20 protein-coding genes are annotated in these 22,298 nt (G+C 60.7%); 4 read left to right on the top strand and 16 right to left on the bottom strand.

Going from position 1 to position 22,298, the window contains the following annotated elements:
* Nucleotides 1-30 precede the first annotated feature (30 nt).
* From rnhB to rpsB, 15 genes are all read right to left on the bottom strand, one after another.
* Nucleotides 31-666 (bottom strand): ribonuclease HII, encoded by a 636-nt coding sequence (rnhB, locus tag AD666_RS14200; protein ID WP_053152752.1) that lies wholly within the window; start codon nucleotides 664-666, stop codon nucleotides 31-33.
* An 11-nt stretch (nucleotides 667-677) separates the two neighbouring features.
* Nucleotides 678-1,808 carry a lipid-A-disaccharide synthase gene (gene lpxB / locus AD666_RS14195; protein WP_053152750.1) on the bottom strand — a complete coding sequence of 377 codons (1,131 nt, stop codon included), beginning with the start codon at nucleotides 1,806-1,808 and terminating at the stop codon, nucleotides 678-680.
* Between the two features lie 2 nt (nucleotides 1,809-1,810).
* Entirely contained in the window at nucleotides 1,811-2,587 is a 777-nt protein-coding gene (gene lpxA / locus AD666_RS14190) for an acyl-ACP--UDP-N-acetylglucosamine O-acyltransferase (RefSeq protein ID WP_053152748.1), read from the bottom strand.
* The gene (gene fabZ / locus AD666_RS14185; protein ID WP_053152746.1) at nucleotides 2,584-3,024 is read right to left on the bottom strand and encodes a 3-hydroxyacyl-ACP dehydratase FabZ; all 441 of its coding nucleotides are present in this window, start codon (nucleotides 3,022-3,024) and stop codon (nucleotides 2,584-2,586) included. Before fabZ ends, lpxA begins: the two co-directional genes overlap by 4 nt.
* A 107-nt stretch (nucleotides 3,025-3,131) precedes the next feature.
* Nucleotides 3,132-4,187, bottom strand: a complete 1,056-nt coding sequence (gene lpxD / locus AD666_RS14180; RefSeq protein WP_053152744.1) for a UDP-3-O-(3-hydroxymyristoyl)glucosamine N-acyltransferase — start codon at nucleotides 4,185-4,187, stop codon at nucleotides 3,132-3,134.
* A gap of 3 nt (nucleotides 4,188-4,190) precedes the next feature.
* Entirely contained in the window at nucleotides 4,191-4,694 is a 504-nt protein-coding gene (locus tag AD666_RS14175) for an OmpH family outer membrane protein (RefSeq protein ID WP_024779019.1), read from the bottom strand.
* A gap of 45 nt (nucleotides 4,695-4,739) precedes the next feature.
* Entirely contained in the window at nucleotides 4,740-7,127 is a 2,388-nt protein-coding gene (gene bamA / locus AD666_RS14170; RefSeq protein ID WP_053152742.1) for an outer membrane protein assembly factor BamA, read from the bottom strand.
* Between the two features lie 74 nt (nucleotides 7,128-7,201).
* Nucleotides 7,202-8,554, bottom strand: coding sequence for a sigma E protease regulator RseP (gene rseP / locus AD666_RS14165; protein WP_053152741.1), 1,353 nt, complete (start codon nucleotides 8,552-8,554; stop codon nucleotides 7,202-7,204).
* A gap of 52 nt (nucleotides 8,555-8,606) precedes the next feature.
* Entirely contained in the window at nucleotides 8,607-9,797 is a 1,191-nt protein-coding gene (ispC, locus tag AD666_RS14160; protein WP_053152739.1) for a 1-deoxy-D-xylulose-5-phosphate reductoisomerase, read from the bottom strand.
* Nucleotides 9,794-10,600, bottom strand: coding sequence for a phosphatidate cytidylyltransferase (locus AD666_RS14155; protein WP_053152737.1), 807 nt, complete (start codon nucleotides 10,598-10,600; stop codon nucleotides 9,794-9,796). Before AD666_RS14155 ends, ispC begins: the two co-directional genes overlap by 4 nt.
* Nucleotides 10,600-11,355 (bottom strand): polyprenyl diphosphate synthase, encoded by a 756-nt coding sequence (gene uppS, locus AD666_RS14150; RefSeq protein ID WP_053152735.1) that lies wholly within the window; start codon nucleotides 11,353-11,355, stop codon nucleotides 10,600-10,602. The genes AD666_RS14155 and uppS overlap by 1 nt, the downstream gene beginning before the upstream one ends.
* A 13-nt stretch (nucleotides 11,356-11,368) precedes the next feature.
* Nucleotides 11,369-11,926: a ribosome recycling factor gene (gene frr / locus AD666_RS14145; RefSeq protein WP_053152734.1), complete on the bottom strand. Its 558-nt coding sequence runs from the start codon at nucleotides 11,924-11,926 to the stop codon at nucleotides 11,369-11,371.
* Nucleotides 11,923-12,666 (bottom strand): UMP kinase, encoded by a 744-nt coding sequence (pyrH, locus tag AD666_RS14140; RefSeq protein WP_003198235.1) that lies wholly within the window; start codon nucleotides 12,664-12,666, stop codon nucleotides 11,923-11,925. Before pyrH ends, frr begins: the two co-directional genes overlap by 4 nt.
* Before the next feature lie 213 nt (nucleotides 12,667-12,879).
* Entirely contained in the window at nucleotides 12,880-13,746 is an 867-nt protein-coding gene (gene tsf, locus AD666_RS14135) for a translation elongation factor Ts (RefSeq protein WP_053152732.1), read from the bottom strand.
* Between the two features lie 194 nt (nucleotides 13,747-13,940).
* Nucleotides 13,941-14,678: a 30S ribosomal protein S2 gene (gene rpsB / locus AD666_RS14130; protein ID WP_003198231.1), complete on the bottom strand. Its 738-nt coding sequence runs from the start codon at nucleotides 14,676-14,678 to the stop codon at nucleotides 13,941-13,943.
* Nucleotides 14,679-15,045: 367 nt separating this feature from the next.
* Between rpsB and map the strand changes: the two genes are divergently transcribed.
* From map to dapC, 3 genes are all read left to right on the top strand, one after another.
* Nucleotides 15,046-15,828, top strand: coding sequence for a type I methionyl aminopeptidase (map, locus tag AD666_RS14125; protein WP_053152730.1), 783 nt, complete (start codon nucleotides 15,046-15,048; stop codon nucleotides 15,826-15,828).
* Nucleotides 15,829-15,865: 37 nt separating this feature from the next.
* Complete coding sequence (locus tag AD666_RS14120; RefSeq protein ID WP_053152728.1) at nucleotides 15,866-18,568, top strand: [protein-PII] uridylyltransferase; 2,703 nt, start codon at nucleotides 15,866-15,868, stop codon at nucleotides 18,566-18,568.
* Nucleotides 18,569-18,712: 144 nt separating this feature from the next.
* Complete coding sequence (gene dapC / locus AD666_RS14115) at nucleotides 18,713-19,912, top strand: succinyldiaminopimelate transaminase (RefSeq protein ID WP_053152726.1); 1,200 nt, start codon at nucleotides 18,713-18,715, stop codon at nucleotides 19,910-19,912.
* A 79-nt stretch (nucleotides 19,913-19,991) separates the two neighbouring features.
* Here dapC and AD666_RS14110 read toward each other — a convergent pair whose 3' ends face one another.
* Nucleotides 19,992-21,638 (bottom strand): Na+/H+ antiporter, encoded by a 1,647-nt coding sequence (locus AD666_RS14110; RefSeq protein WP_053152724.1) that lies wholly within the window; start codon nucleotides 21,636-21,638, stop codon nucleotides 19,992-19,994.
* 273 nt (nucleotides 21,639-21,911) lie between these two features.
* On the opposite strand from AD666_RS14110, the gene AD666_RS14105 reads away from it, so the two are divergent.
* Complete coding sequence (locus AD666_RS14105) at nucleotides 21,912-22,274, top strand: ArsC family reductase (RefSeq protein ID WP_053152722.1); 363 nt, start codon at nucleotides 21,912-21,914, stop codon at nucleotides 22,272-22,274.
* The last annotated feature ends 24 nt before the right edge of the window (nucleotides 22,275-22,298 follow it).

Raw genomic sequence — 22,298 nt, 5'->3', positions numbered from 1 at the left:
GCCTTGTTCTGAGTGGCGAATGTCCGTCAGTTATGGCGCAAAACTTTCGATCAGCCCCTCACGCGCCTCATACGCCAGCCGCACCGGAGCGAACGAGCGCCGATGAATGGGCGTGGGGCCCAGGCGTGCCAGGGCTTCCAGATGAATGGGCGTCGGGTAACCCTTGTGGTTGCCGATGCCGTAGCCCGGATAGATCAATTCAAAGGCGGCCATTTCGCGGTCGCGGCTGACCTTGGCCAGGATCGATGCCGCCGCGATGGCCGGCACCTTGCCGTCGCCCTGGATGACGGCTTCGGCGCGCATCGACAGCTTCGGGCAGCGATTGCCATCGATCATCGCCAGTTTCGGCGTGATGTGCAGCCCCTGCACGGCCCGCTGCATGGCAAGCATGGTGGCGTGCAGGATGTTCAGCTCATCGATCTCTTCGACTTCGGCTCGGGCGATGCACCAGCTCAGGGCTTTCTCGCAGATCTCGTCATAGAGGGCTTCGCGTCGAGCCTCGGTAAGCTTCTTCGAATCGTTGAGGCCCAGGATCGGCCGGTTCGGATCGAGAATCACCGCCGCCGTCACCACCGCGCCACACAACGGCCCACGCCCGACCTCATCGACGCCCGCCACCAACTCTTCCACCTCGGCGACGAGATTGAAGTCCAGACCCATCTGCATCTTCGGGTTACTCATGATTTTGCGCCGATCAGAGTCAGTACCGCATCCGCTGCCTGATTGGAGGCATCACGGCGCAAGGTACGGTGGATTTCATCGAAGCCCCGGGTCTGCTCCTCGCCATCCTCGATCAAGGGTAATAGCGTATTGGCCAGCGCCTCGGGCGTAGCTTCGTCCTGCAGCAACTCAGGCACCAACAGGCGCTGGGCCAACAGGTTCGGCAAGGAAACGTAGGGGCTCTTGACCATGCGTTTGAGGATCCAGAACGTCAACGGCGCCAGGCGATAGGCGACCACCATCGGGCGTTTGTACAACAACGCTTCAAGGGTAGCAGTGCCGGACGCAATCAACACGGCGTCACAGGCCGCTAGTGCCTGATGGGAACGACCATCGAGCAACGTGACCGGCAGATCGCGCCCCGCCAACAGCGCTTCCAATTGGACTCGGCGCTGTGGACTGGCGCACGGCAGGACGAAACGCACCCCCGGACGCACCGCCCGCAGCCGTTCGGCGGCGTCGAAGAACAAGCCACCCAGGCGACTCACCTCACCGCCGCGGCTACCCGGCATCAGGGCCACCAGCGGCCCCTCAGGCAGGCCCAACGCCTGGCGCGCCTCGTTGCGGTCGGCCTCCAGGGGAATGGTATCGGCCAGGGTGTGACCGACAAAACGCACCGGCACACCCTTTTCCTCGTAGAACCGGGCTTCAAACGGCAACAACGTCAGCATCAGATCGCAACCTTCGCGGATCTTCAGCACACGCTTCTGCCGCCAGGCCCAGACCGAAGGACTGACATAGTGCACGGTCTTGATCCCGGCCTGACGCAACTTGAGCTCGATATTGAGGGTGAAGTCCGGCGCATCGATGCCGATGAACACATCCGGCTTTGCTTCAATCAAGGTCTTGATCAGCGCCTTGCGGCGCGCCAGCAACTCTCGCAAGCGGCCGAGCACCTCCACCAAGCCCATCACGGAGAGGCGTTCCATCGGGAAATAGGAGTCCAACCCCTCGGCTTGCATCAACGGACCGCCGACACCGATAAACTCGACTGCCGGATGCTGCGCCTTGAGTGCACGCATCAAGCCGGCACCCAGAATGTCGCCGGAAGCCTCTCCCGCCACCAGCGCGATACGCAGATTAGCCATGATTAACGGGTGATGCCGCGGGTCGAAGACTGGATGGAGTCGCGGAATATCGCGACTTCAGGGTGCTGGGCCGCAGCCTCGGCCAGCTCGGCCAGCGCCTGCTCGACGGTGAGCCCCTGGCGATACACAACCTTGTAGGCACGACGCAACGCAGCAATAGCCTCTTCGCTGAAGCCGCGACGACGCATGCCTTCGAAGTTCATGCTGCGTGCTTCGGCCGGATTACCGAATACCGTGACGTAGGCCGGAACGTCCTTGCCAATGGCGGTGCCCATGCCGGAAAAACTGTGGGCGCCGATATGGCAGTACTGGTGCACCAGGGTGAAGCCGGACAGGATCGCCCAGTCGTCCACATGAACATGGCCAGCCAGCGCCGTGTTGTTGACCAGGATGCAATGGTTGCCGATAACGCTGTCATGGCCGATGTGTGCATAAGCCATGATCAGGTTATGGTCGCCCAGGGTCGTTTCGGAGCGATCCTGGATGGTGCCACGGTGAATCGTCACACCTTCACGGATCACGTTATGGTCACCGATGACCAGGCGGGTTTCCTCACCTTTGTATTTGAGATCGGGCGTGTCCTCGCCTACCGAAGAAAACTGGTAGATGCGGTTGTGCCGGCCGATCCGGGTCGGCCCCTTGAGAATTACGTGGGGCCCGATCACCGTGCCCTCGCCGATTTCCACACCTGCGCCGACAATCGACCACGGGCCGACCTCGACATCGGCGGCCAGGACGGCCGTCGGGTCGATGATTGCGCGAGGGTCGATCAAACTCATAGTTTGCGTTCCGCACAGATGATTTCAGCGGAGCAGACTGGCTTGCCGTCGACCGAAGCCTGGCATTCGAATTTCCAGATCTGGCGCTTGCAACTGATGAACTTGGCCTCGAGGATCAATTGATCGCCCGGAGTGACCGGCTGACGGAAACGCAGCTTGTCGGAGCCTACGAAGTAGTAGAGCGTACCGTCGGCGGGTTTTACGTCCATGATCTTGAAGCCAAGGATCCCGGCAGCCTGAGCCATCGCCTCGATGATCAACACGCCCGGCATGATGGGATGCGCGGGGAAGTGACCATTGAAGAACGGCTCGTTGATGCTGACATTCTTGTAGGCGCGAATGCGCTTGTCCTCAACATCCAGCTCCACTACCCGATCCACCAGCAGGAACGGGTAACGGTGAGGCAGGTATTCGCGAATCTCGTTGATGTCCATCATTTCGGGGGGAAGCCTATGTAAAGATTGGGAGCGCGGGTTGCCACGCACTCCGCTGGCAAATCAAGGAGGCAGTCTAACGGCTGTGCACACTTGACATGAAAATGGTATCAGCCATCTGATGAAGCATTACCGTCAGGGGTCACGTCCCCCACACGCTTTTCCAGCTGTCGCAAGCGTCGAGCCATGTCGTCGAGCTGCCGGATACGGGCCGCGCTCTTGCGCCATTCGGCCGCCGGCTGCATGGCGGTGCCGGAAGAATAAGCACCCGGCTCGGTAATCGAGTGAGTCACCATGGTCATCCCGGTCAGGAAAACGTTGTCACAGATCTCGATATGCCCCACCAGCCCTACGCCGCCGGCGAGCATGCAATGCTTGCCGATTTTGGTGCTGCCGGAGATCCCCACGCAGGCCGCCATGGCGGTGTGATCACCGACCTGGACGTTGTGGGCAATCTGGATCTGGTTGTCCAGCTTGACGCCATTACCGATGATCGTGTCGGCCAACGCACCACGGTCGATGGCAGTGTTGACGCCAATCTCGACGTCGTCGCCGACCGTCACGCCGCCGATCTGGGCAATCTTCTGCCAGATGCCTTTTTCGTTGGCAAAACCGAACCCTTCACCGCCCAGCACCGCGCCGGACTGGATGACCACGCGCTTGCCGATGCGTACGTCGTGGTACAGGGTGACCCGGGGAGCCAGCCAGCCGCCCTCGCCGATCTCGCTGCGAGCGCCGACGAAACAATGAGCCCCCAGCGTGACTCCCGCACCGATGCGCGCCCCACTTTCGATGACCACGAAAGGACCGATGCTGGCGGTGGGATCCACCACGGCATCGGCAGCAATCACCGCAGTGGGATGAATGCCGGCAGCCGCCTTGGGCTTGGGGTCGAACAGATGGGAAATCCGTGCATAGGCCAGGTACGGGTCGGGCACGATGAGGGCATCGCCGGTAAATCCTTCGGCATCGGCAGCCTTGAGCAACAGCGCGGCAGCCCGACTGTCGGCCAGGTATTTTCGATACTGGGGATTTGCCAGGAAGCTCAATTGAGCTGGGCCAGCCTCTTGCAAAGTGGCCAGCCCAGTGATTGCCTTCTCCGGGTCGCCACGCAGGGTGGCGCCGAGGAACTCGGCCAGTTGGCCAAGCTTGATAGTCGCTGTCATGGATTACTTCAGCTGATTCATGCGCTCGATAACCTGGCGCGTGATGTCGTACTGAGGTTTGACATCGATCACCGCGCCACGCTCGAACACCAGGTCAAAACCACCTTTCTTGATGACTTCTTCCACGGCACTGTCGAGCTTGGGCTTGAGCTGCTTGAGCATTTCACGGTCGGCCACGGCTTTGGCTTCGTTCAGTTCCTTGGACTGGAACTGGAAGTCACGGGCCTTTTGCTTGAATTCAAGCTCCAGACGCTCGCGCTCGCCCTGGGCCATCTTGTCGCCACCGGCTACCAGACGATCCTGAATGCCCTTGGCGCTGCTTTCCAGGCTCTTGAGCTTGGTCAGCTGCGGGCCGAACTTCTTCTCGGCATCCACGGCGTACTTCTTGGCCGCATCGGATTCCAGCAAGGCCATCTGATAGTTCAGCACGGCAATCTTCATGTCGGCAAATGCCGGACCTGCGACCAGTACGGTCGCCAGGAGAACCAATTGAGTCAACTTACGCACGATGTACTCCTACAAAATCCATTGTCGTTATCTTGGGTCAGACGCTTAGAACGTCTGGCCGAGGGAGAATTGGAACACTTGGGTTTCAGCTTCATCCGGTTTCTTGATCGGCATCGCCAGGGCGAAGCTCAAAGGACCGAGCGCGGTGACCCAGGTCACGCCCACACCCACGGAACTGGCCAGGTTGCTGAGGCTGACTTCGTTGCACTGAGTATTGGACTTGCTGCCATTGGTGTTGGTCGTGGTTTCGCACTTGGAATCAAACACGTTACCTACGTCCCAGAATACTGAAGTGCGCAACGAGCGTTGATCCTTGACGAACGGCATCGGGAACAGAACCTCGACACCACCTTGAATGAGCACATTGCCGCCGAACGGCAGTGGATCCTGGTCCGGGTCCAAGTCGGTACCTACGTTACCTGTCCTCGCTACGCCACGGCTCGGAGTACTGCGTGGACCAAGGGTACTGTCCTTGAAGCCACGAACCGAGTTGAAACCACCTGCATAATAGTTCTCGTAGAATGGCAGCCCTTCAGTGGAACCGTAGCCGTCACCATAGCCCAGTTCGGTGTGCAGGCGCATGGTGTAGTTGTCGGTCAGCGGTTGGAACAGCTGGCCACGATAATCAAGTTTGAAGAACGACAGGTCACTACCAGGCGTCGTCGTTTCCAGCACCAGGCTCTGGGAATGACCACGGGTCGCCAGCACGCCCTTGTTCAAGGTCGACTCGGACCAGCCGGCGGACGCCTTGAAGTTCAGGTAACTGTCGCCCTCCCTGTTGACGAAGTCGAAGATCTCGTCAACGGTGTAACGACCGGTGTTGATCTTGTCCTGCTGGGCAGTCAGACCGAACGTCAGGCGCGAGGTCTCGCTGATCGGATAGCCGATGTTGGCGCCGACACCGTAACTGTCGACGGCATAGCTGGAAATATCGGAGTCCAGCTCGTCATAGTCGGTGGTGCGGTAGAAGGCGTTATAGCCCAGGCTCACACCGTCAGCGGTCCAGTAGGGGTCCACGAAACCGAAGTTGTAACGGGTCTGGTATTCGCTGCGGGTCAGGCCGATGCTGACCTTGTTACCGGTACCCAGGAAGTTGTTCTGGGTGATCGAGCCACCGAGGATCAGGCCCGCGCTCTGGGCGAAACCGACACTGGCGGTGATCGAGCCGGAAGCCTGCTCTTCGACGCTGTAGTTCACATCGACCTGATCATCGACGCCCGGTACCGCCGGGGTCTCGACGTTGACTTCCTTGAAGAAGCCCAGGCGCTCCAGGCGGGTCTTGGACTGGTCGATCAGGTAGGTCGAAGCCCAGCCACCTTCCATCTGGCGCATTTCGCGACGCAGCACTTCGTCCTCGGACTTGGTGTTGCCACGGAAGTTGATGCGGTTGACATAGGCACGCTTGCCCGGGTCCACGGCGAAAGTGATGTCGACGGTATGGTCTTCGTCGTGCGGCTGCGGCACGCCGTTGACGTTGGCGAAGGTATAGCCTTCGTTACCCAGTCGACGGGTGATCAGTTCGGAGGTGGTGGTCATCAGCTTGCGCGAAAACACCTGGCCCTTCTGCACCAGCAACAGCGACTTGACCTGGTCTTCCGGCACCTTCAGATCACCGCTGAGCTTGACGTCGCGAACGGTGTACTTCTCGCCTTCGTTGACGTTGACGGTGATGTAGACGTGCTTCTTGTCCGGGGTGATGGACACCTGGGTCGAGGCGATGTCCATGTTGATGTAGCCACGGTCCAGGTAATAGGAACGCAGGCGCTCCAGGTCACCGGAGAGTTTCTCACGGGCGTACTTGTCATCGTTCTTGAAGAACGACAACCAGTTGGTGGTCTTGAGTTCGAACAGGTCGATCAGGTCTTCGTCGGGGAAAACCGTGTTGCCCACCACGTTGATGTGCTGAATGGCCGCCACGGTGCCTTCGTTGATATTGACCTTGAGGCCAACGCGGTTGCGCGGCTGCGGCACCACTTCGGTGTCGACGGTGGCGGAGTAGCGGCCCTGGGCGACGTACTGGCGCTGCAGTTCGTTACGGACGCCTTCGAGGGTCGCGCGCTGGAAGATCTCGCCTTCGGCCAGACCGGATTGTTTGAGGCCCTTCATCAGGTCTTCGGTGGAGATCGCCTTGTTGCCCTCGATCTCGATACTGGCGACCGAAGGCCGCTCCACCACCGTGATGACCAGGACATTGCCGTCGCGGCCCAGCTGGATATCTTGAAAGAAGCCGGTCTTGAACAGCGCGCGAGTGGACTCCACCAGGCGCCGATCATCCGCCTGCTCGCCGACGTTCAACGGCAAGGCACCAAACACGCTACCCGCGGAGACCCGCTGGAGGCCGTTGACGCGAATATCAGAGATAGTGAAGGACTCGGCGTGAACTTCGGCGATCATCAACACGGTAATTACCGCGGTTAGCAGCAGACGTTTCATGAAGTCCTTTCTTATTCCAACTGGCAATAAACAAACTGCCGCAAAATGCGGCAGATTCGCAATTCAGCGAAGCGTTACAGACGACCCAGATCGTTGACCAGGGCAAGCAACATCACCCCGACCACCAAGCTGATACCGATCTGTATCCCCCAACCTTGAACCCGATCCGACAAGGGACGACCACGCGCCCACTCGATCAGATAAAACAGCAGATGCCCCCCATCCAGTACCGGGATAGGCAGCAAATTCAGAACCCCCAGGCTAATGCTCAGATAAGCAAGGAAATTCAGGAAATCAGCGACGCCCGACTGGGCAGAAGCGCCCGCCACTTTAGCAATGGTTATCGGTCCACTCAAGTTTTTTACCGAGAGCTCACCGAACAACATTTTCTTCAGCGAATCGAGGGTCAGGACACTCATGGTCCAGGTACGACGCGCACCCTCGCCAATCGCCGCGACAGGCCCGAAACTGACCTCGCGGATCATTTCCGGTGGCCACTCGACGGCCTTGACACCCGCCCCCAGGTAGCCGCTCGGCGCCTTGCTCTCGCCACGGGCAGCCAGGGCGACCGGGACGTCGATTGGAACACCGTCGCGCTCGACGCGCAGCACAATTCTGGTATCAGGACGTACACGAACCGCATCGACCACCTGCTGCCAGTCGCTGACCGGTTGTCCGTCGAGGGCCAGCAGGCGATCACCGGTCTTGAGGCCCGCGGCCTGGGCCGGACCTTTGGGATCGAGCTCGGCCAGGATCGGCGGCAGCGCCGGGCGCCAGGGGCGAATGCCCAGGGAGCGGATCGGGTCCGGCTCATCGGCGCCCTTGAGCCAGTTATCCAGAACCAGCTCCCGAGGGGAATCTGTTGTCGAACCTTGCTCACGCACCGTGAGCTGCATCGAACCGCTCTCGCCCAGGCGACGAACCAGCTGCAGATTGACGGCAGCCCAGCCGGAAGTCGGCTCGCCATCGATCGCCACGATCTCCTGTCCCGCGTTCAGCCCCGCGCGCGCCGCCACGCTGCCGGCCTCGACCGCGCCGATGACCGGCCGCACCTGCTCACTACCCAACATGGCCAGCGCCCAGAAAAACACCAGCGCCAGCAGGAAATTGGCGATCGGACCCGCCGCCACGATGGCGATACGCTGACGGACGGTCTTGCGATTGAAGGATTGGTCGACCTGATCGGCAGGCACCTCACCCTCGCGCTCGTCGAGCATTTTTACGTAACCGCCCAACGGGATAGCCGCCACAACGAACTCGGTACCCGTCTTGTCATGCCAACGCAGCAACGGCATGCCAAAGCCGACTGAAAAACGCAGCACCTTCACGCCACAGCGACGCGCGACCCAGAAATGACCGAATTCGTGAAAAGTGACCAGCACGCCCAGTGCAACCAGGGTGCCGACAATCATATAGAGCGCGCTCATCTGCTTTCTCCGCAATCCAGTCCAGGGCTGACCTGGCTAACGTATCGCAACCTCAACGCCCGTAGCGCTTCAGCCATTGGCCCGCCAGCTCGCGAGCCTTGGCGTCGACAGTGAATACCGCGTCGAGATCATCGAGGCGAACCACAGCCTCGAGGTTCAAGACCTCTTCGATGATACTCGCGATCTCGAGGTAACGGACACGCCCATCGAGAAACGCGGCTACCGCCACTTCATTGGCCGCGTTCAGCATGGCCGGTGCGCTGTCCCCTGCCTCGGCGGCCTGTCGGGCCAGGCGCAGGCAAGGGAAGCGCTGCTCGTCGGGCGCCTGGAAATCCAGGCGAGCGATGGCGAACAGGTCCAGCGGCGCCACGCCCGAATCGATCCGCTCCGGCCAGGCCAGCGCATTGGCGATGGGGGTACGCATGTCCGGGTTGCCCAACTGGGCCAGCACCGAACCGTCCACATAATCCACAAGGGAATGAATCACGCTCTGGGGATGGATCACCACCTCGACCTGGGACGGCTTGGCATCAAACAGCCAGCAGGCTTCGATCAGTTCCAGCCCTTTGTTCATCATGCTGGCCGAATCCACGGAAATCTTGCGCCCCATGGACCAGTTCGGATGAGCACAGGCCTGCTCAGGCGAGACATGCTCCAGTTCCGCCAGGGGTGTCTGCCGGAACGGACCGCCGGACGCCGTCAGCAAAATTCGCCGGACCCCCACCGCCCCCAGGCCGCGGGAAAAATCCTGCGGCATGCATTGAAAGATCGCATTGTGCTCACTGTCGATCGGCAGCAGCACCGAACCACTTTTCCCGACGGCCTGCATGAACAGCGCGCCGGACATGACCAGCGCTTCCTTGTTGGCGAGCAGGATCTTCTTGCCCGCCTTCACCGCCGCCAGCGTGGGACGCAGGCCAGCCGCACCGACAATCGCCGCCATCACCGCATCGACCTCAGGATCGGAGGCCACCTCGCACAGCCCTTCCTCCCCGACCAGCACCTGGGTCTGCAGGCCGGCCGCGCGCAGGTCGTCCTGCAACGCCCGCGCCACGCCGGCCTCCGGCACCACCGCGAATCGCGGGGCATGGCGTATGCACAAGGCCAGCAATTCGCTCAGCCGGGTGAAGCCACTCAAGGCGAAGACCTGATAACGCTCTGGATGCCGGCCAATGACGTCCAGCGTGCTAAGACCGATCGAACCGGTGGCACCCAGTACAGTGATCTGTTGAGGGCGACTCACGGCGCGGCCATCCACAGCAGCACGGCAAAGATCGGGATCGCAGCCGTCAGGCTGTCAATGCGATCCAGCACACCGCCGTGGCCTGGCAACAGGTTACTGCTGTCCTTGATCCCGGATTGGCGCTTGAACATGCTTTCGGTCAGGTCGCCGACCACCGATACGAATACGATCAGCGCGGCGCCGAACAGGCCGATCAGCAGCTGTCCAGCCGTCCATTCGCGCACGACACCGACCACGGTCGTAATCACCAGGCTCAGGGCCAGGCCACCGTAGACGCCTTCCCAGCTCTTGCCGGGACTGACCTTCGGCGCAAGCTTGCGTTTGCCGAACGCCTTGCCGGAAAAATAAGCACCGACGTCGGCGCCCCAGACCAGCACCATCACAGCCATGATCTGCCAGTTGCCCAACGGACCCTGCTTGATCCAGATCAGCCCTTGCCAGGCCGGCAGCAGGATCAAGAGGCCGATGGTCAGCTTGGTCGCCGCGTTGGCCCAGTGATGGGTGGTCCGAGGATAGGTCAGTACCAGGAACGTTGCAGTGGCCCACCACAGCACCGACGCGCCCAGCACCCAGGGCGCGATGCCCGGCACCACGTACATGACGAATAGCATGGCCGCCACGGCCGCCGCATAGGTCATGCGCGCAGACTGCGCGGCGAAACCCGCCAGCCGGGCCCACTCCCATGCTCCCAATGTCACGACCAGGCCGATGAACAGGGCAAAGCCAGCCCCTTCGAGCAGGAAGAAACCACCCAGAGCGATGGGCAACAGGATCAGGGCTGTGATGATTCGTTGTTTGAGCATTAAACCCGGGCTCCAGCTTCGATCTGCTCGCTCGTTTTACCGAAACGACGCTGACGGGAAGCGAAATCGGCCAACGCAATGCGCATGGCTTCGTGTTTGAAGTCCGGCCAGAAAAGGTCGGAGAAGTACAGCTCGGCGTAAGCCAGCTGCCAGAGGAGGAAATTGCTGATGCGGTGCTCGCCCCCCGTGCGGATGCACAGGTCCGGCAATGGCAGGTCGCCCGTGGCCAGGCACGTTTGCAGCAGATCGGGCGTGATGTCTTCCGGCCGCAGATGTCCGGCCTGGACTTCGCGCGCCAACCGCTGGGCAGCCTGGGCAATGTCCCACTGGCCGCCATAGTTAGCGGCGATCTGCAGGACAAAGCGGTCGGCACCGGCTGTCGCTGCCTCGGCTTCGCGCATCGCGGCCTGCAACTCCGGATGAAAGCGCGAGCGATCACCGATGATGCGCAGACTGATGCTGTTCTCGTTGAGGCGCTTGGCCTCACGGCGCAAGGCCTTGAGGAACAGTTCCATCAAGGCGCTGACCTCATCGGCCGGACGCTGCCAGTTTTCACTGGAGAACGCGAACAGGGTCAGCACTTCAACCCCGGCCTCCGCGCACACCTCGATGACCGCGCGAACCGCATCGACCCCCGCCTTATGCCCGGCGACACCGGGCATGAAGCGTTTCTTGGCCCAACGGTTATTGCCGTCCATGATGATCGCCACATGGCGCGGCACCGCGAACGACCCGGCCTGCTTGGTCTTTTCCATGAAAACGAGACCCTTATACGGCCATCAGGTCTTTTTCTTTCTGCGCCAAATCCGCATCGATCTTAGCCACATACTTCTTGGTCAGGTCGTCGATCTCGCCCGCGGCGCGGCGCTCTTCGTCCTCGCTGATTTCCTTTTCCTTGACCAGGTCCTTGAGCGAACTGTTGGCATCGCGGCGGATGTTGCGCACGGCGACACGAGCCTCTTCAGCCACATCGCGGGCCTGCTTGGTGAAGCCCTTGCGGGTTTCTTCGGTCAGGGCCGGCATGGAAATCAGCAGCAACTCACCCAGGTTGGTCGGGTTCAGGTTCAGACCGGCACTGCCGATGGCCTTGTCGACCGCAGCGAGCATGTTGCGCTCGAAGGCCACGACCTGCAGGGTGCGGGCGTCCTTGACCGTGATGTTGGCCACTTGCTTGATCGGGGTGTCGGTACCGTAGTAAGGCACCATCACGCCCTCGAGAATGCTCGGGTGCGCCTGGCCGGTGCGGATACGACCGAAGTTGTGCGCCAGAGACTCCAGGGACTTCTGCATGCGCTGTTCGGCGTCTTTCTTGATTTCATTGATCATTGTTGAACTTCCTCGATCAGGGTTCCTTCGGCGCCGCCATGCACGATATTCAGCAGGGCACCGGGCTTGTTCATGTTAAAGACACGCAGCGGCATCTTGTGATCGCGGCACAGGCAAATAGCCGTCAGGTCCATGACACCCAGCTTGCGATCCAGCACTTCATCGTAGGTCAGATGATCGAACTTCTCGGCATGCGGGTCCTTGAACGGGTCAGCGGTATAGACGCCGTCGACCTTGGTCGCCTTGAGCACGACATCGGCATCGATCTCGATCGCTCGCAGGCAGGCGGCCGAATCCGTGGTGAAGAACGGATTGCCGGTACCGGCAGCAAAAATCACCACTTCCTTGGAGTTGAGGTGGCGCATGGCTTTGCGGCGATCATAGTGATCGGTCACGCCAACCATGGAAATGGCCGACATCACGATGGCCGAGATATTGGCACGCTCCAGCGCGTCACGCATAGCCAGGGCATTCATCACAGTGGCCAACATGCCCATGTGGTCGCCCGTGACCCGATCCATGCCAGCCGCGCTCAGGGCCGCGCCACGGAACAGGTTGCCGCCGCCGATGACCAGGCCGACCTGGACACCGATCCCGACCAGTTGGCCGACTTCCAGGGCCATGCGATCCAGCACTTTCGGATCGATCCCGAACTCTTCCGAGCCCATCAGGGCCTCGCCGCTAAGCTTGAGTAGAATGCGTTTATAGCGAGCCTGATAACCACTGCCCTGCTGAGCCATTGCGAATCTCTCCTGCGGCGTATTTTCAAAAATTCTTTGCAAGCTGTTTGCAGCCTGCCTTCAGCCTAGCTTGACGCTGACACAGCGTCATCGGAACACGGCTTTGTAAGCCAGTTCCGACAGGAAACCAATATAAATCGGCGTCCTCATCCAAAAAGAGGCTGCGCGCGTGAGCGGGCAGCCTCTTCTGGGCGACAGTTGTAAAAACCTGTCTTATTGCTTGGCGGCAGCAGCCACCTGGGCGGCAACTTCTTCAGCGAAGTTGTCGACCGGCTTCTCGATGCCTTCGCCTACTTTGAAGTAGGTAAAGGATACGATTTCAGCGCCGGCTTTCTTCGCCAGGTCACCCACCTTGATTTCCGGGTTCTTGACGAAAGCCTGCTCAACCAGGCTGGCTTCGGCCAGGAACTTGGAGATACGGCCAGCCACCATTTTCTCGGCGATGTCAGCAGGCTTGCCTTTGAGCTTCTCTTCGTTCAGCTGCAGGAAAACCGCTTTTTCACGCTCGATCGCTTCGGCCGAAACGTCCGAAGGCAGCAGGAATTCAGGGTTGGTCGCTGCTACGTGCATGGCGATTTCTTTCGCCAGCTCGGTGTCGCCGCCCTTGAGGACGACAGCCACGCCGATCTTGTTGCCGTGCAGGTAAGTACCGACCACGTCACCTTCAACGCGAACCAGACGACGGATGTTGACGTTCTCGCCGGTCTTGCCAACCAGAACCAGACGCGCTTGTTCCTGAGCTTCGATCAGCGGAGCAGCATCGGTCAGCTTGTCAGCGAAAGCTTTTTCAACGCTGGCAGCGACGAATGCCTTGAAGTCGTCCTGCAGAGCCAGGAAGTCGGTCTGGGAGTTCACTTCCAGCAGAACGGCGGCCTTGCCGTCGTCCTTGATGGCGATGGCGCCTTCAGCGGCAACGTTGCCGGCTTTCTTGGCAGCCTTGATGGCGCCCGAAGCACGCATGTCATCAATGGCTTTCTCGATGTCGCCGCCAGCCTTGGTCAAGGCTTTCTTGCAATCCATCATGCCTTCGCCGGTACGCTCGCGCAGTTCTTTGACCAACGCTGCAGTAATCTCTGCCATTTCAAAATCCTCTTGGATAGGTTTTCAACCATTCCACCCGACCGAACGGGCGATCAATTCTTCCTGAAAACCATTGCTTATAAACCGCGGCAGGTTACAAACAGGTAGCGGTGCCGGCGACAAATGGTTTTCGAGGTGGCAAAAAGGGGGCCAAGCCCCCTTTTTGCTTACTGAGTCAACGCCAGGGGCGTCGATTACTCAGCGGCTGCTGCCGGAGCTTCTTCAGCGAAGACTTCGGTGCCGCCATTAACGTTGTTGCGACCACGGATAACAGCGTCAGCCATCGAACCCATGTACAGCTGGATGGCGCGGATGGCGTCATCGTTGCCTGGGATGATGTAGTCAACACCTTCCGGGCTGCTGTTGGTGTCGACAACGCCGATGACCGGGATACCCAGCTTGTTGGCTTCGGTGATCGCGATGCGCTCGTGATCAACGTCGATCACGAACAGTGCGTCAGGCAGACCGCCCATATCCTTGATACCGCCCAGGGAGCGGTCCAGCTTCTCAAGATCGCGAGTGCGCATCAGCGCTTCTTTCTTGGTCAGCTTGGCGAAAGTGCCGTCTTCGGATTGGACTTCGAGATCACGCAGACGCTTGATGGAAGCGCGGATGGTCTTGAAGTTGGTCAGCATGCCGCCCAACCAGCGGTGATCGACGTACGGCGAACCGCAACGTGCTGCTTCTTCAGCAACGATCTTGCCAGCGGAACGCTTGGTGCCGACGAACAGAATCTTGTTTTTGCCCTGGGCCAGGCGCTCTACGAAGGTCAGTGCTTCGTTGAACATCGGCAGGGTTTTTTCAAGGTTGATGATGTGGATCTTGTTACGCGCGCCGAAAATGTACTTGCCCATTTTCGGGTTCCAGTAACGGGTCTGGTGGCCGAAGTGCACACCGGCCTTCAGCATATCGCGCATGTTGACTTGGGACATGATAGTTCCTTGATAAGTCGGGTTTGGCCTCCACGTATCCCAATGACCAACCAGCGACTTATATAAGCCGAAGGCACCCAGGTCATCGTGTCGACACGTGTGTGGATTTAAGCTTGCGGGGTCATCCCCGGAAAGCGGCGCATTTTATACCACAGCAAGGGCGAAAACGAAACCCGGATTCTGAAAACCTGTGGCTAGGGGATGAAGGGAGCAAGCTTTGCTTACTCAATCCACTCACCACAGAGCGCCAGGTCGGGAGCGCTTTGCCCCGATCGTCTGTTAGAATCGCGTCTTTAAGGGCCGCCCGGATCATCATCCGCCGCCCATTTCGTTTCGAACAGCGCCGCCGGGCGCAGAGAGAGCCTGTATGACCGTCACCCTCAAGACCCCCGAGGACATCGCGAAAATGCGTGTCGCGGGCAAACTCGCCGCCGACGTGCTGGAAATGATCGCCGACTACGTCAAGCCCGGCGTCACCACCGAAGAACTGGACCGCATCTGCCACGACTACATCGTCAACGAGCAGAAAGCCATCCCCGCGCCGCTCAACTACAAAGGCTTTCCGAAGTCGATCTGCACCTCGATCAACCACGTGGTCTGCCACGGCATCCCCAACGAGAAGCCGTTGAAGGATGGCGACACCCTGAACATCGACGTCACCGTCATCAAAGACGGCTATCACGGTGACACCAGCCGCATGTTCCATGTCGGCAACGTGCCGGAATGGGCCCAACGCCTGTCGAAAGTCACCCAGGAATGCATGTACATGGCCATCGAGCTGGTGAAACCGGGCTGCCGCCTGGGCGACATCGGCGAAGTGATCCAGAAGCATGCGCAGAAGAACGGTTTTTCCGTGGTACGCGAATTCTGTGGCCACGGCATCGGCAAGGTCTTTCACGAGGAACCGCAGATTCTGCACTACGGCCGCGCCGGCACCGGCATGGAACTGCAGGCGGGAATGACCTTCACCATCGAGCCGATGATCAACCAGGGTCGTGCCGAAACCAAGGTATTGGGCGACGGCTGGACGGCCATCACCAAGGACCGCAAGCTGTCGGCCCAATGGGAGCATACCCTGCTGGTCACCGAGACCGGGTACGAGATCTTTACCCTGCGCAGCGACGACACCATCCCTCGCGTTTCCGCCTGAACCGACACCAGCTATAGATAGAAAGGAAAGCCATTCGATGCCGCAGGTGGATCCCGAACTCTTCGACCGCGGCCAGTTCCAGGCTGAACTGGCCCTGAAGGCAAGCCCCATCGCGGCCTTCAAGAAGGCGATCCGCCAGGCCCGTGAAGTGCTCGACCAGCGCTTTCGCAATGGCCGGGATATCCGTCGGCTGATCGAGGACCGTGCCTGGTTCGTCGATAACATCCTGCAAAGGGCCTGGGAGCAGTTCAACTGGAGCCCCGACACCCACATCGCCCTGGTGGCGGTGGGCGGCTATGGTCGTGGCGAACTGCACCCCTATTCCGACATCGATCTGCTGATCCTGCTGGACGGCGCCGACCACGAAGTCTTTCGCGACTCCATCGAGCGCTTCCTGACGCTGCTCTGGGACATTGGCCTGGAAGTCGGCCAGAGCGTGCGTTCAGTGCAGGAATGCGCCGATGAAGCCCGTGCCGACCTGACGGTCATCACCAACCTGATGGAAAGCCGCACCATCGCTGGCCCCGAGCACCTTCGCCAGCGCATGCTCGACGTCACCAGCACGGCGCACATGTGGCCCAGCAAGGACTTTTTCCTGGCCAAGCATGCCGAGCAGAAGGCCCGCCACCACAAGTACAACGACACCGAGTACAACCTGGAACCCAACGTCAAGGGCTCCCCCGGCGGACTGCGGGATATCCAGACCATCCTCTGGGTTGCCCGTCGCGAGTACGGAACCCTGAACCTGCGGGCCCTGGCTGGCGAAGGGTTCCTGGTGGAGAGCGAAAATGCCCTGCTGGCGTCGTCCCAGGAATTTCTGTGGAAAGTTCGCTACGCCCTGCACATGCTCGCCGGACGCGCCGAGGACCGCTTGCTGTTCGATCACCAGCGCTCCATCGCGGGCCTGCTGGGCTTCGAAGGAAGTGATGCCAAGCAGGCCATCGAAAACTTCATGCAGCAGTACTACCGGGTGGTGATGAGCATTGCCCAGCTTAGCGAGCTGATCATCCAACACTTCGAGGAGGTCATCCTCGCGCCGGAAGACGCCGAGCCACCACAACCCATCAACGCCCGGTTCCAGTTGCACGATGGCTACATCGAAGCACGCAACGCGAACGTGTTTCGCCGCACGCCTTTCGCCATGATCGAAATTTTCGTGCTCATGGCCCAGCAGCCGGAAATCAAGGGAGTGCGGGCCGATACCATCCGCCTGCTGCGGGAGAACCGTCACCTGATCGATGACGACTTCCGCCACGATATCCGCAATACCAGCCTGTTCATCGAGTTGTTCAAATGCAAGATCGGCGTGCACCGCAATCTGCGGCGCATGAACCGTTACGGGATCCTGGGACGCTATCTGCCGGAGTTCGGTTTCATCGTCGGGCAGATGCAGCACGACCTGTTCCACATCTATACGGTCGACGCCCACACCCTGAACCTGATCAAGCACCTGCGTAAGCTGCAATACACCCCGGTATCCGAGAAATTCCCGCTGGCCAGCAAGCTCATGGGCAAGCTGCCCAAGCCCGAACTGATCTACATGGCCGGGCTGTATCACGACATCGGCAAAGGTCGTCACGGCGACCACTCCGAGATCGGCGCCGTGGATGCGGAGGCGTTCTGCCAGCGGCATCAACTGCCGGTCTGGGACAGCCGGCTGATCGTCTGGCTGGTACAGAATCACTTGTTGATGTCGACTACGGCCCAGCGCAAGGACCTGTCCGACCCGCAGGTAATCCACGACTTCGCCCAGACCGTCGGCGATGAAACGCGCCTGGACTACCTTTACGTACTCACCGTGGCCGACATCAATGCCACCAATCCCACGCTGTGGAATTCCTGGCGTGCCAGCCTGCTGCGCCAGCTTTACACCGAGACCAAGCGCGCCTTGCGTCGCGGCCTGGAAAACCCGGTGGACCGGGAAGAACAGATCCGTCGCACCCAAAGCGCGGCCCTGGACATCCTGGTGCGCGGCGGCACCGACCCGGACGATGTCGAACAGCTCTGGTCGCAATTGGGCGATGACTATTTCCTGCGTCATACCGCAGGCGACGTGGCCTGGCACAGCGACGCGATCCTGCAGCAGCCAGCCGACGGCGGCCCCCTGGTGTTGATCAAGGAAACCACCCAGCGCGAGTTCGAGGGTGGCACGCAAATCTTCATCTATGCCCCGGACCAGCATGATTTCTTCGCCGTGACCGTGGCCGCGATGGACCAACTCAACCTCAACATCCACGATGCCCGGATCATCACGTCCAGCAGCCAGTTCACCCTCGACACCTACATCGTGCTGGACACCGATGGCGATTCGATCGGCGACAACCCGGCACGGGTCAAGCAGATTCGCGACGGCCTCACCGAGGCCCTGCGTAACCCGGCGGACTATCCGACCATCATCCAGCGCCGGGTACCACGCCAGCTCAAGCACTTCGCGTTTGCACCCCAAGTGACCATCCACAACGACGCCCTGCGCCAGGTCACGGTACTGGAACTCAGCGCCCCGGACCGTCCGGGCCTGCTGGCGCGGATCGGGCATATTTTCCTGGAGTTCGACCTGTCGTTGCAGAACGCCAAGATCGCCACCCTGGGCGAGCGGGTGGAGGACGTGTTCCTCATCACCGATGCGCATAACCAACCGTTGTCCGACCCGCAGCTGTGCAGCCGCCTGCAGGACGCGATCGTCCGGCATTTGAGCGTCAGCCAGGAACCCGATATCAGCCCGACGCGCATCAACATCTGAACCAACAAAACTTCCCTTTGTGGGAGCGGGCTTGCTCGCGAAAGCGGAGTGTCAGTCGACTTCGCTACAGCTGATACACCGCTTTCGCGAGCAAGCCCGCTCCCACACACAAAGGACAGCGCCCCACTTTCGAAGAGGCCCTCGATGAACAACGCTCTGAACCAGTTGCAGCCCTACCCGTTCGAAAAGCTCCGTGCCCTGCTGGGCGGCGTCACGCCAAACCCGGACAAGCGCCCGATCGCCCTGTCCATCGGCGAGCCCAAACATCGCTCGCCCAGCTTCGTGACTGAAGCCCTGGCCAGTAATCTGGAAAAAATGGCTGTATACCCGACCACCCTCGGCATCCCGGAACTGCGTGAAGCCATCACCGGCTGGTGCGAACGTCGTTTCAATGTACCGAACGGCTGGATCGACCCGGCGCGCCACGTGCTGCCGGTCAACGGCACCCGCGAAGCGCTGTTCGCCTTCACCCAGACCGTGGTCAACCGTGGCGACGACGCATTGGTCGTCAGCCCGAACCCGTTCTACCAGATCTATGAAGGCGCCGCGTTCCTGGCCGGGGCCAAGCCGCATTACCTGCCGTGCCTGGACGAAAACGGTTTCAATCCGGACTTCGACGCCGTGTCGCCAGACATCTGGAAACGCTGCCAGATCCTGTTCCTGTGCTCCCCTGGCAACCCGACCGGCGCCCTGATTCCGGTGAATGTACTGAAGAAGCTCATCGCCTTGGCCGACGAGCACGATTTTGTGATCGCTGCGGACGAGTGCTACAGCGAACTGTATTTCGACGAACAGAGCCCGCCGCCGGGCCTGCTCAATGCCTGCGTCGAACTGGGTCGCAAGGACTTCAAGCGTTGCGTGGTGTTCCACAGCCTGTCCAAGCGCTCCAACCTGCCAGGCCTGCGCTCCGGCTTCGTCGCTGGCGACGCGGACGTGCTCAAGGGCTTTTTGCTGTACCGCACCTACCACGGGTGCGCGATGCCCGTTCAGACCCAACTGGCGAGCATCGCTGCATGGAACGACGAAGAACACGTGCGGGCCAACCGGGCGCTGTACCGAGAGAAATTCGACGCCGTGCTGGAAATCCTCAGCCCGGTGCTGGACGTGCAACGTCCTGATGGCAGCTTCTACCTGTGGCCGAATGTGGCTGGCGATGACGCAGCGTTCTGCCGCGACCTGTTCGAACAGGAACACGTGACCGTGGTGCCGGGATCCTATCTGTCCCGCGATGTGGATGGCGTCAATCCAGGGGCCGGGCGCGTGCGCATGGCCCTGGTTGCGCCGCTGGCGGAGTGTGTGGAAGCGGCGGAGCGGATTCGGGCGTTCATCCAGCGTCGGGGGTGATGGACCGTTTCGGTTGAACACTGAAGTTCTGTGGCGAGGGGATTTATCCCCTCACCACAATGAGTCCTGCGCAAAACTACTATTTACCCAACCCCAAATTCGCCTCCGCCAGATCCAACTCCCCCAGCACCTCACGCAGTACATCATCCCCGATCTGGTGATGACGACTGAGGCGATACAACTCCAGCCGTTGCGCCCGATAAGCCTTCAAGCGCAGCCGGCGCTCCAGCAGGTCCATTTCGAATGCCAACGCCTGGGCCTCGGCGGAGTCGTTGAACACGTCGAGCTGATGACGATACTCGGACATCAACCGCGCCTTGACCTCAGTAGCCAGCGCCGCCTGGGCCGCATCCGGTGTACTTGTCGCCTCGCTCGGCTCCTCCACTTCCAGCGCGCGGATCGCCGCTTCAGCGGTCTTGCGCCAGGCCTCGCGGACTTCGTTGCGGCGCTTGTCATCGGGGCTTTTTTCGATGCCCTTCAGTAACAGCGGCAAGGCAATGCAGGCCGCGATCAATGACAACAGGATCACCCCGGCGGCAATGAAGATCAGCAGGTCCCGCTCGGGAAACGCCTCGCCCGCGCCCAACAGCATCGGCACCGACAGCACGCCCGCCAGGGTCACCGCGCCGCGCACGCCACCGAACGTCAGCAGCCAGCAGGAGCGCGCGGTGGGCACCAGTGTCAGTTCCCCCTGGCCACGCCAGCGCCGCAACAACCCGGACAGGCGCCAGATGCTCTGCACCCAGACGAACCGCAGCACCAGCAGCACCAGGAAAATCACCACGACATCCAGGCAGCGATAGAACAGGGTTGGCCACAGCGTGGTTTCGTGGCTGGTCACGGCCTTGATGATGTCCGGTAACTGCAAGCCCAGCAGCAGGAAGATCAAACCGTTGAAGGCGAACTCCAGCAACGTCCACACACTGCGATTGAGCAGCCGCGTGCCGGTCTGGCGTGGCAGCAGGTCGAGCCAGCTCTGCATCATCCCCGCCGCCACCGCCGAGAGAATGCCCGAGGCGCCCAGTCGCTCTGCCACCACGTAGGCGGCGAAGGGTAGCAATAACATGAACACCACATGGGTGGCCGGGTCGTCCCAGCCCCGGGCGACCATCCAGGCTCGCAGGCGTCCCATCAACCAGCTCAAGGCGACCCCGACGAGCAGTCCACCTACCGCCACCAGCACGAACGTCAGGCTGGCATTGGCCAGGGAAAACACCCCGGTGATGGCCGCCGCCAGGGCGAACTTGAAGGTCACCAGGCCCGACGCATCGTTCATCAGCGCTTCGCCCTGTAGCATGTGCATCAGCGGTGCGGGCAAGCGATCCCGGGCAATCGCCGAGACAGCCACGGCATCGGTAGGCGACAACACCGCCGCCAGGGCAAAGGCCACCGGCAACGGGATACTCGGCAGGAGCCAATGAATGAAGTAGCCGGCGCCCACCACCGTGAACAACACCAGCCCCACCGCCAGCGTCAGGATCGGCCCACGCAGGCGCCACAGCTCCCGCTTGGGCATGCGCCAGCCATCGGAGAACAGCAGCGGCGGCAGGAAGAGAAACAGGAACAGCTCAGGATCAAGGGCCACGTGCAGGCCCAGGGAGGGCCAGGCCAGCACGGCTCCGGCGCCGATCTGCACCAGTGGCAGGGGCAGTGGGATCAACCGTCCGATCAGGCGCGACACGCCCACCAACATCAACAGGATCAGGACGGTATAAGCGCTTTGCATAACGGTTTCCACTTGCAGCGACACACATCCGGCAACAGCTTGCCGTTGAAGTGCCATATTAACCGCCTAGGATTAACTTGGCCGTTACACCTATGTCGCAGCAGCTCTTTAGTGCGCAAGCGGTGGGAGCAAAGCTTGCTCGCGATGAAAGCACCTCGGTCCGCCAGGAGATCGCGTCAACGCTCATCGCGGGCAAGCCTCGCTCCCACAACCGTCCGGTCATGGCATAATCCTTCACCTTTTATTTCCAGCACCTGCAAAGGGGGCAGTTCCTTGACCGATTCAAGCAAAACGTTGCACCTTTTCGGCATCAAAGCCTGTGACACGATGAAAAAGGCGCGCACCTGGCTCGATGAACACGCAGTACGCTATGAATTTCACGACTACAAGACTGCCGGCATCGACCGTGAGCACCTGACCCAATGGTGCAACGAGCATGGCTGGCAAGTGGTGTTGAACCGTGCCGGTACGACCTTTCGCAAGCTCGACGACGAACGCAAAGCCGATCTCGACCAGACGAAAGCCATCGAACTGATGCTCGCCCAACCCTCGATGATCAAGCGCCCGGTGCTCGATCTCGGTGACCGAACCCTGATTGGCTTCAAGCCTGATATCTACGCGGCGGCGCTTCAGTAAGCCTGCCCTGTCCATTTTTTTGAG

This window comes from Pseudomonas sp. Pf153, from assembly GCF_001269775.1.
Lineage (GTDB): Bacteria > Pseudomonadota > Gammaproteobacteria > Pseudomonadales > Pseudomonadaceae > Aquipseudomonas > Aquipseudomonas uvaldensis.
The sequence above is the reverse complement of the archived record's forward strand: the minus strand, read 5'-3'. Positions and strand labels throughout refer to the sequence as shown.

Excerpts from the sequence above, each read along its gene's own strand:
- rnhB (WP_053152752.1), bottom strand. The coding sequence starts at position 666 with ATGCAGATGGGTCTGGACTTCAATCTCGTCGCCGAGGTGGAAGAGTTG.
- lpxB (WP_053152750.1), bottom strand. The coding sequence starts at position 1,808 with ATGGCTAATCTGCGTATCGCGCTGGTGGCGGGAGAGGCTTCCGGCGAC.
- lpxA (WP_053152748.1), bottom strand. The coding sequence starts at position 2,587 with ATGAGTTTGATCGACCCTCGCGCAATCATCGACCCGACGGCCGTCCTG.
- fabZ (WP_053152746.1), bottom strand. The coding sequence starts at position 3,024 with ATGATGGACATCAACGAGATTCGCGAATACCTGCCTCACCGTTACCCG.
- lpxD (WP_053152744.1), bottom strand. The coding sequence starts at position 4,187 with ATGACAGCGACTATCAAGCTTGGCCAACTGGCCGAGTTCCTCGGCGCC.
- bamA (WP_053152742.1), bottom strand. The coding sequence starts at position 7,127 with ATGAAACGTCTGCTGCTAACCGCGGTAATTACCGTGTTGATGATCGCC.
- rseP (WP_053152741.1), bottom strand. The coding sequence starts at position 8,554 with ATGAGCGCGCTCTATATGATTGTCGGCACCCTGGTTGCACTGGGCGTG.
- AD666_RS14155 (WP_053152737.1), bottom strand. The coding sequence starts at position 10,600 with ATGCTCAAACAACGAATCATCACAGCCCTGATCCTGTTGCCCATCGCT.
- uppS (WP_053152735.1), bottom strand. The coding sequence starts at position 11,355 with ATGGAAAAGACCAAGCAGGCCGGGTCGTTCGCGGTGCCGCGCCATGTG.
- frr (WP_053152734.1), bottom strand. The coding sequence starts at position 11,926 with ATGATCAATGAAATCAAGAAAGACGCCGAACAGCGCATGCAGAAGTCC.
- pyrH (WP_003198235.1), bottom strand. The coding sequence starts at position 12,666 with ATGGCTCAGCAGGGCAGTGGTTATCAGGCTCGCTATAAACGCATTCTA.
- tsf (WP_053152732.1), bottom strand. The coding sequence starts at position 13,746 with ATGGCAGAGATTACTGCAGCGTTGGTCAAAGAACTGCGCGAGCGTACC.
- rpsB (WP_003198231.1), bottom strand. The coding sequence starts at position 14,678 with ATGTCCCAAGTCAACATGCGCGATATGCTGAAGGCCGGTGTGCACTTC.
- map (WP_053152730.1), top strand. The coding sequence starts at position 15,046 with ATGACCGTCACCCTCAAGACCCCCGAGGACATCGCGAAAATGCGTGTC.
- AD666_RS14120 (WP_053152728.1), top strand. The coding sequence starts at position 15,866 with ATGCCGCAGGTGGATCCCGAACTCTTCGACCGCGGCCAGTTCCAGGCT.
- dapC (WP_053152726.1), top strand. The coding sequence starts at position 18,713 with ATGAACAACGCTCTGAACCAGTTGCAGCCCTACCCGTTCGAAAAGCTC.
- AD666_RS14110 (WP_053152724.1), bottom strand. The coding sequence starts at position 21,638 with ATGCAAAGCGCTTATACCGTCCTGATCCTGTTGATGTTGGTGGGCGTG.